13 protein-coding genes are annotated in these 12,442 nt (G+C 63.6%); 9 read left to right on the forward strand and 4 right to left on the reverse strand.

Annotated elements, in window-relative coordinates:
• Nucleotides 1-199: 199 nt before the first annotated feature.
• Nucleotides 200-1,720, reverse strand: a complete 1,521-nt coding sequence (locus tag OW521_RS16000; RefSeq protein ID WP_268020599.1) for an FAD-dependent oxidoreductase — start codon at nt 1,718-1,720, stop codon at nt 200-202.
• Between the two features lie 179 nt (nt 1,721-1,899).
• The gene (locus OW521_RS16005) at nt 1,900-2,991 is read right to left on the reverse strand and encodes an EAL domain-containing protein (RefSeq protein ID WP_268020600.1); all 1,092 of its coding nucleotides are present in this window, start codon (nt 2,989-2,991) and stop codon (nt 1,900-1,902) included.
• Nucleotides 2,992-3,210: 219 nt separating this feature from the next.
• On the opposite strand from OW521_RS16005, the gene OW521_RS16010 reads away from it, so the two are divergent.
• Nucleotides 3,211-4,026, forward strand: a complete 816-nt coding sequence (locus OW521_RS16010; protein ID WP_268020602.1) for an MBL fold metallo-hydrolase — start codon at nt 3,211-3,213, stop codon at nt 4,024-4,026.
• Here OW521_RS16010 and OW521_RS16015 read toward each other — a convergent pair.
• On the reverse strand, nt 4,023-4,640 hold the full coding sequence (locus OW521_RS16015; protein WP_268020603.1) for a cation transporter: 618 nt from the start codon (nt 4,638-4,640) through the stop codon (nt 4,023-4,025). The genes OW521_RS16010 and OW521_RS16015 overlap by 4 nt on opposite strands.
• Nucleotides 4,641-4,665: 25 nt before the next feature.
• On the reverse strand, nt 4,666-5,478 hold the full coding sequence (locus OW521_RS16020) for a DeoR/GlpR family DNA-binding transcription regulator (RefSeq protein WP_268020604.1): 813 nt from the start codon (nt 5,476-5,478) through the stop codon (nt 4,666-4,668).
• Nucleotides 5,479-5,618: 140 nt separating this feature from the next.
• On the opposite strand from OW521_RS16020, the gene OW521_RS16025 reads away from it, so the two are divergent.
• From OW521_RS16025 to OW521_RS16060, 8 genes are all read left to right on the forward strand, one after another.
• On the forward strand, nt 5,619-5,969 hold the full coding sequence (locus tag OW521_RS16025) for an ArsR/SmtB family transcription factor (RefSeq protein ID WP_265977712.1): 351 nt from the start codon (nt 5,619-5,621) through the stop codon (nt 5,967-5,969).
• Nucleotides 5,966-6,706: an aquaporin gene (locus tag OW521_RS16030; RefSeq protein WP_268020605.1), complete on the forward strand. Its 741-nt coding sequence runs from the start codon at nt 5,966-5,968 to the stop codon at nt 6,704-6,706. The genes OW521_RS16025 and OW521_RS16030 overlap by 4 nt, the downstream gene beginning before the upstream one ends.
• Nucleotides 6,703-7,125, forward strand: coding sequence for an arsenate reductase ArsC (locus OW521_RS16035; protein WP_268020606.1), 423 nt, complete (start codon nt 6,703-6,705; stop codon nt 7,123-7,125). Before OW521_RS16030 ends, OW521_RS16035 begins: the two co-directional genes overlap by 4 nt.
• Nucleotides 7,126-7,529: 404 nt before the next feature.
• On the forward strand, nt 7,530-8,063 hold the full coding sequence (locus OW521_RS16040) for a DinB family protein (protein ID WP_268020607.1): 534 nt from the start codon (nt 7,530-7,532) through the stop codon (nt 8,061-8,063).
• Nucleotides 8,064-8,117: 54 nt separating this feature from the next.
• On the forward strand, nt 8,118-8,765 hold the full coding sequence (locus OW521_RS16045) for a bifunctional 4-hydroxy-2-oxoglutarate aldolase/2-dehydro-3-deoxy-phosphogluconate aldolase (RefSeq protein WP_268020608.1): 648 nt from the start codon (nt 8,118-8,120) through the stop codon (nt 8,763-8,765).
• A gap of 129 nt (nt 8,766-8,894) precedes the next feature.
• Nucleotides 8,895-10,190, forward strand: coding sequence for an MFS transporter (locus tag OW521_RS16050; RefSeq protein ID WP_268020609.1), 1,296 nt, complete (start codon nt 8,895-8,897; stop codon nt 10,188-10,190).
• A 104-nt stretch (nt 10,191-10,294) separates the two neighbouring features.
• A complete protein-coding gene (locus OW521_RS16055; RefSeq protein WP_268020610.1) occupies nt 10,295-10,888 on the forward strand; it encodes an AAA family ATPase in 594 nt (197 codons plus the stop codon).
• 140 nt (nt 10,889-11,028) lie between these two features.
• Nucleotides 11,029-12,315, forward strand: coding sequence for a MinD/ParA family ATP-binding protein (locus OW521_RS16060; RefSeq protein ID WP_268020611.1), 1,287 nt, complete (start codon nt 11,029-11,031; stop codon nt 12,313-12,315).
• Nucleotides 12,316-12,442: the final 127 nt, after the last annotated feature.

Raw genomic sequence — 12,442 nt, forward strand, 5'->3', positions numbered from 1 at the left:
CGTTCCCCATCGGGTGTCCGGGCGGCCACGAACTGATATTCACGGCCATCAAACGCCAGATCAACATCAGTAAAGCTAAAGAACAGGATCGGCACCGGTCCTTACGGGGAGCTTAAAATTCGCGTAAATGGCACCGAGTGTGGGATGACCACAAAATGAGTGATCATTTTGGCAAATTGAGATGCCGCACCCATCCCTCCTACTGCAGCTTAAACAAATTGTGCGTCGCCGGCCCTTCCAGCAGCTTCCCCGCAGCCGAATAACGGGAACCATGCAGTGGGCAGTCCCAGGACTTCTCGGCGTCGTTCCAATGCAGGATACCGCCCAGGTGCGCGCATTCCGCGGACACCCGGCACACCACACCGTCCACGGTGCAGATCGCCGCCGGTTTCCCGTGGAAAAGTCCCGTGACGCCTGTGCCTTCGGCGGGGTGGGTTTCCTCCGTGATGGCCGGCTTCTTCTTCAGGGCTGCCTTGTCCCGGAAGTTCTGCTGCTGTGTCTCTAGGTTGAACGAAATCGTGGACGCGGCGCCGCGCGGACCCGTGACCCGGTGGTGGATGGTCCGTGCCCACGGGAGCTGACCGCTGCCGGTGATATCAGAAACGACGTCCAGCGCCGCTGCAACACCATTGGTCATGCCCCACTTGTTGTAGCCGGTGCCGAAGAGGATCTTGCCGCGGCCCCGGGGGAATCTGCCGAAGAACGGCATGAGGTTGGTGGCCTGGTAGTCCTGGGCCGACCACGTGTGCGTCACCTCGGCGTCCGGATAGTACCGTTGGGCCCAGCCAAGCAGCTCGTCCACGTGAACCTGCGTCGACGGCGCCCGGCCACCCGCGTGCCCGAACCCGCCCACCAAAAGCAACCTCCCGCCGTCGGGCACTGGATAGTCCCGCAGCGAGCGTGTGGGAGGTTCGGCTGAAAGGTACATCCCCGGTGGCGGGCTCATGCCCTCTGGCAGCCGCAGTGCGGCGGCATAGGAGCGATTGGGCCGCAGCTTGGCGAAGTAGAGCCCGCGGTTCAGCATGGGTGTCGCGGTGGCGAGCACCACGTTGCGGGCGGTGACCTCACCCTTCCTGGTGACCACTGCCAGGGGATCGCCGTTCCGGACGTCCATGACGCGCACGCCCTCCACGATGCTTCCACCGGCCGCCCGGACATCGGCGGCTAGCGCGTCCAACACATCCATCGGGTTGAACTGCGCCTGGTTCGCAAGCCGCAAGGCGTCGTCGACGTCGAACGGCAGCCCCGTCTCCCGGGTGGACTTGACGTTGAGTCCGGCAGCCCGGGCCACGAAGGCTTCCGCGCGGAGCCGATCCGCGCCTGCCGGGGTTGTGGCGAATGTGTAGGCATCCCGATACTGGAAAGGCACACCCCGCCCCTCGAGGTAGTCGAGCAACCACTTCTGGCCCGCCCTGTTCGCGTCAACGTAGGCCCGGACCACGTCCACCGGATACTGGTTACGCAGCGCAGACAGGGTGGTGCCCTGCAACAGGCTCAGCTTGGCGGTGGTGTTTCCGGTGTTGACCGCGCCGACATGCCGGGCTTCAAGGACCAGCACACTGCTTCCCGCCCGTGCCAGCATGAGCGCCGTGGCCAGGCCCGTGATGCCGGCGCCGACCACCACGCAGTCGTAACTGTTTCCAGGAGTGAATTCATCGGGGCTTGTTGCACCGGGGGAGTCCTTGTCCGGCCCGCGCGCGTCCAGCCACAGAGAAGTCATGACAGTCCCACTTCCCTTCAACCGGGGCACGGTCCACACCGGAGTTAGCGCGGCGGCGGCCCGGTAGTGCCAGAGAAGCAGAAGGCCGCGGGAGAAGCAAGAGGTTGCCGCCGCCGTCGTCGTGGGTTGCTCGTGCCAAATCGACGCGATGGACCACCAAAAGGGCACTGACAGACAGGTCAGGCCCGCCTGGCCCTGCCGGTACCACTTGGGAAGATGAGATGGCCTGCGCGCCCGCCCCAGGTGGCCCATTCGCTGGGTTGGACCGAGGGCCGCCCAAGGTGATAGCCCTGTCCGACCCTTATTCCCAACCCGGCAATCGTGGTGAGTTCGGCGCTGGTCTCGATGTGTTGAGCGGTCAGGACCGCCCCGATCTCCCGCGCGAACCCGACCTCCGCCTCGACGATTTCCTGGCGGAGGGGATCCTGGCTGAGACCCGTGGTCAGTCTCGGGTCCAGCTTGATCATCTCCGGCTTGAGCCGATGAATATGGCGGACCGAAGCGAAGTAGGAACCCGTATTTTCGATTGACAGGCGCACGCCGGCGCTGCGCAGCGGCCCCACCGCCGCGTCGAGCGAAGCGGCCTGTTCCGGGGGGAAGTGCCCGGAGATTTCCAGGATCACACGGTCCGGCGCCACCGGAGTTTGATCGAAAAGTGCAGGAAGGCGCGGATCCAGGCAGACAGCATCGGAAAGCTTCAACGCCACGAAAAGCTGGGATGGCAGATCCAACGCCGCCATAAGTGCCGACTCCAGCGCCGCGAATTCAAGATCTGTGCGGAGCCCGGTGTCCTCGGCTTCTGCGAACCAGTAGTTGGCAGGGTCTCCACCGTCGCTGACGAAGCGCGTCAAGGCCTCGACGCCCACCACGGTACCCGTAGTGAGGTCGAAAACGGGCTGGAAGGCGGTCATCAGCATGTGGTCCCTGAGTACCGCCTCGAGCCGCGTGGTGGCATGCTGCGACGAATCCTCGTCCACCTGCGAGGCCGGGGCAGTTGTGTCCGGAACATCCGTGCCGGGCTGTTGCGTCCGGAGCGAAGACAAGTGTTTCAGCAGCGCCTCTTCCGGATGCCCCGGATGGGCTGCAACATGCCGGCGAAGTTGTTCACGCACAGCATCCGTTGCCTGCGAAGAGTCCGCCAAGACTTCATCGATGATTTCCAGGACCTGGCTGCGTAGCCCACCGAGCTCGTCGCGGCGAGCCGCCACGAACCCCGGACTGGCGTGCATGGCGTTGGTCAAAGCAAGAAAAGACGGCTTCTGCGTCGACATGAAATTTTCCTTTGCCTCTAGCTCCGGCTGAGCCCGGGACCTGCAAACTAAGGGAATCGTACAGCCGGACAAACCGGTCAGCCTGCATTGGGATGAAATAGGCACGCCGTTACGTGGTTCCCCGCTGTGGACGCGCGGCAGATTCACGATCCTCCCGGCTCTCCGTGGGTAGAATCGAGGCCTGAACACTGCCGGAACGCATCTGAAGACGGAGAAACAATGTCAGCATGGCTCGAAGTCGGCCCGGACAACTACGTGCTGGAGACCGAGGGTTGCCTGCTCAACACGGGCCTCGTGATAGGCACGGAACGAGCCATGGTGATCGACACCGGCTGCGGCCCCCGTCAAGGCCGGCAGATCCTCGCCGCTGTCCGCGAAAAGACCCAGCTGCCGCTGGTAGTCGTAAACACCCACGCCCACTACGACCACTACTTCGGTAACGCCATTTTTGCCGACGACGGCGTCACGGAGTTCTGGGGGCACGTCAACTGTGCAGCCACAATCGACGACGACGGCGACCACCAGCGCCGCTTCGTCGCCGCCACGGAACCGGAGATGGCCTCGGGCAAGGGCGACGCCGTCGAGATCGTCATACCCAATGCGATCGTCAAGGACCAGCCCGTCCTGGTTGACCTGGGCGGCCTGACCGCCACCCTGTTCTACCTGGGCCGCGGCCACACCGACGGCGACCTCCTGGTAGGCACGCCCAGCACCCTCTTTGCCGGCGACCTCGTGGAACAAGGGGCCCACCCATCGTTCGAGGACTCCTACCCGGAGGACTGGGCGGACGTCCTGCGGCACATCTCGGCCCTGCGCCACCGCTACGAATTCCTGATCCCCGGCCACGGAAAGCCCTGCAGTGACCAGTTCGTGAAGACCATGGCCGACACAATGTCCACAGCGGTACGGCAAGCGAGGCAGTCGATCCGGGACACGCCGTCGGACGCTACTAAAGCGATCCCGGTGCTTCCCTACGGACCCGAACAATCACGCTGGTTCATCAAGCGGCTCCAGGAAACGCAGGCGCACCACTAAGGGGTGGCGTGGTTGAAGGCGTGGCCGGCCTCAAGGAGAGCGTAGTAAATGATCACGACGCCGGCCAGGGGATCGGCCCACCACCAGCCGAACAGGGCGTTAAGGGCGAGCCCGGCCAGGACCGCGCCGGCCAGATAGGCATCCACAAGGGTCACTTTCCCTTCCGCGCGGAGCACCGGATTGCCCAAGCTGCGCCCGGTGCGGATCTTGCCCCACGCAAGGGCGAGCATGACCACGAAGGTCAGGGCCGTCCATGCGATGCCCGGAGCTGAGGTGCCAGGGCGGACGCCTGTGGCAAACACAATGGCCAACTGGATGAGCAGGTAGGCGCCCAAAACGGCGAAAGCCGTCCCTATCAGTCTCATCGCGGGAGCTTCGCGCTCCTTGTGGGCGCCCTTGAGCTGCCACACCACTACCACCGACGCGAAGATCTCGATCAGGGAATCCAAGCCGAAACCGGCCAGCGCAGGGGAACCGGCCTGAATGGCGGCGGCGGCCAGTACTCCGAGGCCGATCACGTTCCAGGCCAGGGTCGCGTATTCCAGACGAAGGCCGCGGCGCAACAATATCCCGGAGTCTGCGGTTGGGGTTGTGTTGACGTCCGGACTGGTCATGGGGTCTGCTTCTTTCTCGGGAGCGCTAGCGTCCGGAGGCGTTCGCTGCCGCGACGTGCACCGTGACGCCCAATTCCTGGATGTTCTCCTGGGTGTCTTGCGCCAGTTCGTCGTCGGTGACAACGGCATCTAGTTGCTCGATCGGCGCCACCCGGAACTTCGCAAAGGTTCCGAACTTGGTGCTGTCCGCCAGCAGGAAGCAGCGCGACGCTGACTCGAGCGCGGCCAGTTTCATTTCCACCTTGTCCATGGACGGCGTGGTGACGCCGCGGGACAGGCTCCACGCGCCCGTACTCATGAAGAACAGATCGATGTTGATGTGCTTGATGGCGTCGGCTGCCATGCGGCCCGAGCTTGAGGCGCTGGAAACATCCACCACGCCGCCGGTGTGGATGGTCTCAACGTTCGGGTACGCGAACAAAGACGTGACGACGTAAAAATCGTTGGTGACCACCGTGATGTTCTTCCGGGCGCCGAGATAGGGGACCACGGATTGGCAAGTTGTACCGGCGTCGAGGAACAGAACCATGTCGTCCTCGACGAACTGGGACGCAAGCTCGGCGATTGCTTTTTTCCGCGGCAGCTCCAGCTGCGCCCGGGATTCCCTCTCCCGGGGAGGTTCCTGGCTGGTCCCCTCCGCCAAACGCACGCCTCCTTGGACCGACAACACATGCCCGGCATCCTCGAGGGCTGTGATGTCGCGCCGGATAGTCATGTGGGAGACGTTCATGGATTCCGTGAGGCTGCGGATGCTCAGCACCCCCTCGCGGCGAAGCAAGCGAAGGATTTCCTGATGGCGCTGCTCCGGGATCAGGGGAGGTGATGTTGACGAACTCAAAGTTGCTCCTTCGCGGTGGACAACCCCATCTTAACAAGTTTTCACACACTGTTCCGATTTGTGCTTGCCGGAGCCGGCTTTCCTGATAGGTGCGCGGCCTTGCCTTAAACATCGACAGATGTAAATATTTACGTGTGTCTATGTCTTTGGAGTTAACGCCCGTCCAGGCGGTGGCGTGTTGTTCGCCGCTATCCAGGGAACCGCTCTCGGAATCGGAAGCCGAGGGGATTGTGCCGCTGCTGAAGGCGCTAGGCGATCCGGTGCGGCTGCGGCTGATGTCCTTGGTGGCGTCTCACGAGGGCGGCGAAGCCTGCGTGTGCGATCTGAACGACGCCTTTGAGTTGTCCCAGCCGACCATCAGCCACCACCTGAAGGTCCTGCACGAAGCCGGGCTGTTGGAGCGGGAAAAGCGAGGCGTCTGGGTCTACTACCGTGCACGCACCGACGCCCTGGAAAACCTTGCCGCCCTCATCGGGGGAAAGAGCCGGTGAGCGTGCTGAGACGGAAGATAGTGGCGGAGTTCGTAGGCACCGCCTTCCTGGTCATGGCCGTGGTCGGGTCCGGCGTCATGGCCTCGCGACTGTCCCCGAACGACGTCGGACTGCAGCTTCTGGAGAACAGCATCGCCACCGGCGCCGCGCTGGTGGCGTTGATCCTGGCCCTGCAACCGGTCTCGGCATCCTTCAATCCCGTGGTCACGCTGGTGGAACGGGCGCTCGGGATCCTGGACACGCCCACCACACTGGCACTGATCGCCGCCCAGTTCGCCGGCGGCCTGGCCGGGACCGTGATCGCCAATCTGATGTTCGGTCTCGACGCCGTGACGCTCTCCACGCATGAACGTGCGGGGACAGGGTTGTGGCTTGGCGAGATCATCGCCACCGTCGGGCTGTTCCTGGTGATCTTTGGCACCGTTCGTTCCGGTCGCGCCGAAAGGGTGGCTTTCGCCGTCGGCGGCTACATCACGGCCGCCTACTGGTTCACCAGTTCCACCAGTTTCGCCAACCCCGCAGTGACCGTGGCCCGGACCATCACTGACACCTTCGCCGGCATCGCTCCGGCCTCCGCCCCGGCGTTCATCCTCGCCCAGCTGCTGGGCGGCGCCGCAGGATTCTTCCTGATCCGTGCTCTGTACCCAGCCATACCCGTCTTGGCCGCGGCCGCCTTGGCCGCGCCCGCAGCGCCCGCGCCCGCCGTGGCGACGGCCGATCGAAAGGTCCTCTCATGAGCACTGAAACCATCAAGAAACCGTCCGTTCTCTTCGTCTGTGTCCACAACGCTGGCCGTTCCCAGATGGCCGCGGCGTTCCTCACCACGCTGGCCGAGGGGCGGATCGAGGTCCGTTCCGCCGGGTCCGAGCCTGCAGACAAGGTCAACCCCGCCGCCGTCGAAGCCATGGCCGAGCTGGGCATCGATATGTCCGCCGAGATCCCCAAAGTCCTCACCACCGAGGCCGTGAAGGAATCCGACGTCGTGATCACTATGGGCTGCGGAGACGAGTGCCCGTACTTCCCTGGCAAGCGCTACGAGGACTGGGTCCTTGAAGACCCGGCCGGCCAGGGCATCGAGGCCGTCCGTCCGATCCGCGACGAGATCAAGGCGCGCATCGAGGACCTCATCGAGTCCCTCACTCCCGCAGCCAAGTAGCCGACGTCCCGGGTCAAGGAACCGGACTCGCCTGAGCCGAAAGACGGAAAGGGGGGGCGAACTGGATGGATACCGGATGCTGCACCGACACGGGTTGCTGCGACGACGATCTGGACTGCTGCTAAAGCAGGAACCGCCCACGGCCTGCCGGACCCACAAAGCCCGGCAGGCACCCTCCCTTGAACCGCACAATCAACAGATGAACGTCGGGGCCGGAAGGATCGAACTGTATATCGGATTCGGCATCAGCTCGCTGAAATCCGTGGACTTGGCATTGAAGGAATGGAACGCATGCGCCTGGTTCGGGACGACATCAAGTCCCGGGTCCACAAGCTGTACGCCGAACTCGTGGAAAACTAAGCCGCCGGCGTTTCTTCCGCGGTCGATTGCGGGACACTGGAGCCATGGATCCGGGCCGGGAAGCAACCGTCGCCGGATACAGGCGTGCCCGCCGGGAGCTGGCCAGTTGGCTGGAGACCGCGACGGCAGCCGATCTGCAACGCAAGAGTAACGGAACCCGCTGGACCAATGAGGAACTGCTCTTCCACATGGTCTTCGGATACATGATCATCCGGGCGCTTCTGCCATTGGTCCGGTTCATCAGCCGTTTGCCCCGCTCCTGGAGCAGGGGCTTCGCTGCCGCTTTGAACGCCGCCACAGGTCCGTTCGACGTCGTGAACTATTGGGGATCCGTTGCCGCCGCCACGGTCTATAACCGGCACCGGATGGGCCGGAAACTCGAAAAGACGATCACCGCGCTGGCCCGCCGACTCGAACGCGAAACGCCGGAATCCCTGGCCCGGTCCGCGCCCTTTCCCACCCGGTGGGATCCCTTCTTCACAGCTGACATGACGCTGACCGACACCTACGCCTATGCCACACAGCATTTCGACTTCCACGCCAAGCAGCTGAGCCTCCGGTCGCCGCACCCCTCTTAACAAGTTTTCACAGACTGTTCCGATTTGTGAATATTTGGGGTAATCTCTTAATCAATGTTAACCAAATTCGAAGTACTAGAGACCATCGTCCGCACCGGCGCCTTGCTGATTGCCCGCCTGGACAGTGCCGACGAGGCCTACCGCGTATCTGAAGCTGCCATCGAGGGCGGCATCCGTGCAGTGGAGGTCCCGTTGACTGTTCCCGGAGCCCTGGGAGTCATCGAGCGGCTTGCCGACAAATACGGGGACCAAGGCATCGTGATCGGTGCCGGGACCGTGCTCGACGCAGAGGCCGCCTTCGCAGCCATCTCAGCGGGTGCGCGGTTGCTGGTCAGCCCGCAATTCAACCCCAAGATGATCGCTGCAGGAAACCGCTACCAAGCCGTCACTGCCAGCGGAGCGTTCACCCCCACGGAGGTCGTCAACACCCTGGAAGCCGGGGCGGACATCATCAAGCTGTTCCCCGCTGAACTGGGCGGGCCTTCATACGTCAAGACCATCCTTGCGCCACTGCCGCAGGCACCCATCATGCCTTCCGGCGGAGTGACCCCCGCGAACGTCGGCGCCTGGTTCGACGCCGGTGTGACCGCCGTCGGCGTGGGAAGTTTTGTGACAAAGGCGGCCCGGAACGACGGCGACTACGGACTCGTTGCCCGCGCTGCACAGACCTTCCTCGCAGCGATCGAGGAAGCCCGGCGCTAGCCGAAACCGCGCGATCCACAACCCGGCGCAGCCGGAGTCCGGCACCGGCCGGCAAACAAAACCCGGCAGGAGCCGGCGAAAGCACAACCCGACAAAGACTGTCGGTCAGAACACAAAGGAGTGAGCTGCATGAGCCAAGCATCAGCAGATATTGATACCACGGACACCAAGCCCCTACATCGCGTGAGAATCAGGTGGTACCTGGTAGCTCTGCTGGTCATCGGCGGGATCGTGAACTACCTCGACCGAAACAACCTCAGCATCGCGAACACCACGATTGCCAAGGAATTCGGCCTCAATGCGCTCCAAATGGGGCTGTTGCTCTCGGCATTCTCATGGCCGTACGCCATCGCCAACCTGCCGGCCGGCTACCTCGTGGACAAATACGGTCCCAAGCGCATGTTCGCCTGGGCGGCCGGGCTCTGGTCGATCATCTCGATGCTCTCCGCCCTCGCCAACTCCTTCGGCTTCCTGTATGCCGCCCGCGTGGCGCTGGGTATCTCCGAATCCCCGTTCTTCACCTCCGGGCTGAAGGTCGCCGACCGCTGGTTCAACAAGACAGAGCGCGCCCTGCCGGTCTCGATCGTCAACACCGGCTCGCAGATTGCCAACGCGATTGCCCCGCCGCTGCTGACCTTCCTCTTGCTGACCATGACCTGGCGTGGCATGTTCATCGTCATCGGCGCACTCGGCGTGATCGTCGCCCTCGTATGGCTCCGCGTCTACCGTGACCCCACGCTCAAGGAACAGTTCCTCATCAAGGGTGCCGAGTTCGAAGAGCAGTCCAAGCCCAAGGAAAAGCAAGCCGGCTGGGGCGAACTGCTCAAGCAGAAGAACACCTGGTTCATGGTGCTCGGCGCGTTCGGCATCTTCTACACGGTGTGGGTCTACCTCACTTGGCTCCCGAGCTACCTGCAGACCGCCCGTGGCTTCAGCCTCAGCCAGAGTGGATGGCTCGCAGCCCTTCCGTTCCTCTGCGGAATCATCGGTGTGCTGACCGGCGGCGTGATCTCCAGCAGGGCCATCCGCCGCGGCATTCCTACCATCACCGCCCGCAAGCTCCCGATCGTCGGAGGCGCACTCCTCGCAGCCGCAGCCGTCCTGCCCGTTGCCTACGTTGACAACTCCGCTCTGGCCATCGTCCTGCTCTCTGTCGGTTACTTCGCCGCCCAGGTTCCGATCGGTGTCCTCTGGACGCTGGCGGCGGACATCGCAGAACCCACGCAGGTTGCATCCTTGGGCGCCATCCAGAACTTCGGCGGCTTCCTCGGTGCGGCACTCGCCCCGATCGTCACGGGCTTCATCCTTACCGAGACCGGCGGCAACTACACCTTCGTCTTCCTGATCGGCGGAGTCCTGCTGGTGGTGGGTGCACTCTCCTACGGTTTCTTCGTCAAGGACCGCAGGGCCACAGTCACGGCCTAGCCTCGGCGCTGTGGCGGGGACGGCAACAAAGCCCACCCGCCACAGCCCTTTGTTGAAAGAATTTGATCCAGAGTTCAATGCAGAACAGACAGTTGAAGACAACCATGCCGCAGGTATTTTTTGTGATCGGGCCGGCGGGCTCCGGCAAGTCGAGCGTCAGCAAGCTCCTCGCCGAACACTACGGTGCCGCTTACATCGACAAGGACACCGCCACCAAGCGATTCACGGAGCTGCTGCTGACAATCAACGGCTCCGATCCGAACGAGCGGGACAACAACGAGTTCTACCAGCAGGCCATCCTTCCCCTGGAGTACGCGTCAATCCTGGACCTCACCAGTGACAACCTGAGCATCGGCCGCTCCGTGGTCCTGGACGCGCCCTTCGGCAAGTTCTTCGCCGATCCGGACTACCTCATCAACGCCCGGCGGGAGCACCATTGGCCCGAGGCCGAGCTGATCGTGGTGCATGTTCGAACCGATGGCGAGGCCGTCAGGGAGCGCCTTGTTGCCCGCGGCTACGAGCGCGACGAGTGGAAACTCAACAACTGGGAGCAATTCTGGACGGCATCCCAGGCCAATGCCTGCGAATGGAAAGGTGCCCGCCACGTCGACCTCGACAACAGCGGCGACGCGGTCGACGTCGAGCTTCCCGACATTGCCTTCGGCGCCGACGTTCCGCCCTCCGACCAGCCGGCTTGAGTCCAGGCCAAAGGGCCTTCCAGCATGGGCGGCACGCCTGCCATGACAGATTTGTGACGGTCTCCACCTAGAATTGCTGGTTGAAGCAATTTAAACGAGAGCGGCGGCGCATAACGCCGCGAGTCTTAGGGGACAAGACCATGCCGGATTCCGTGGATAACGAAACCAGCGCCGCTGCTGCATCTGACGAAGGGCAGCCCGAACTTTGGCGACGCCGCGATCGCCGCCGTGCAGAGGGCGACGCCTGGACAGGAACTATGCCGATCATTACGCCGAACGATTCCGATGCACCCGCAGCAACCGCTGCCCCGCTTCAAAGCAGATCCTGGGCTGAAGCGGCCGCTGCCGCCGACGCGTCCCTCGAGGCGGAACCGGTCCGTGAAGACTCCCGCCGTAGGGAACCCGGCTTCGAGAGCCCGACGGCGGCAGCACCGGCGTCGGGGGCTCCGGCTCCTACCGCAGCGCGGACCGGGCGGGCCGCTGCCGCGAACGCTCCGATTTCCGACTTCATCTCGTCCCCAGGTTCCTTCGTGAAGGAACAGAAGCCGCGTCCCATCGGCGGCTTCCGCGGCATGCTCTACAAGCTCACCGGTGGCGCTTGGAACCTCGGCCCGAGCGCCAAACAGCGTGAGGAAGACGAACTGGCGCGGCGCATTTCCCGGCAGCTCCAAGGCAGCTACAACACCGCCGTCCTGAGCCTCAAGGGCGGAATCGGCAAGACCTCCACCACGGTAGGCGTCGGCCTTACCCTCGCGGAGTTCCGCGGCGACCCGCCCTGCGCCATCGACGCCAACCCCGATTCCGGCGACCTCGTGGAGCGCGCCCTGGGTGAAGGCATCTACCAAAAGGCCACTCCGCGCACCATCACGGACCTGCTCAAGAACGTCGACAACGTCGATTCGCTCACGGCACTCGCCCGGTACATGCACCACGCGGGTCGATTGCACCTGATCGCCGGCGAACAGGACCCGGAAGTCTCGGATTCACTCACCGCCGAGGAGTACCTGCGCATCCGACAGCTGATCTCCGCCTACTACTCCGTAGCCCTGACCGACTGCGGCACCGGCGTCACGCACAACGCGATGAGCGGCATCCTGCAATCGGCCGACAACCTGATCATCGCCGCCGGCTATGCCGTGAGCGGTGCCAAGCGTGCCCGCAGCACCCTCCAGTGGCTTGCGAGCCACGGGTACGAGGACCTGGCCCGCAACGCGATCGTGGTCATCACGGACAAGGACGAAGTCTCATCCCGGGTGGACAAGGACGCCATCGAGGAACACCTCTCCGGCATCTGCCGACAGTTGATTGCCGTTCCGCACGACAGGGGAGTGGCCGACGGCGACCTGGTCACCCTTGACGTACTCCGCCCCGAGACCCGTCGCGCGTACAAAGAGATCGCGGCCGCGATCGTGGACGGGTACGTGTAGCGCCTCCTTTTTCGCGGGTTCCCCCCAACTAGCTCGCAGTAGATGTCGTTTACAGGGCTCAAAACGACATTAACTGCGAGTCAGTTGGGTGGAACTACTTAGTAATTCGTCGTTTTTGCGCTCGCGA

Source organism: Arthrobacter sp. MMS18-M83 (assembly GCF_026683955.1).
Taxonomy (GTDB): Bacteria; Actinomycetota; Actinomycetes; order Actinomycetales; family Micrococcaceae; genus Arthrobacter.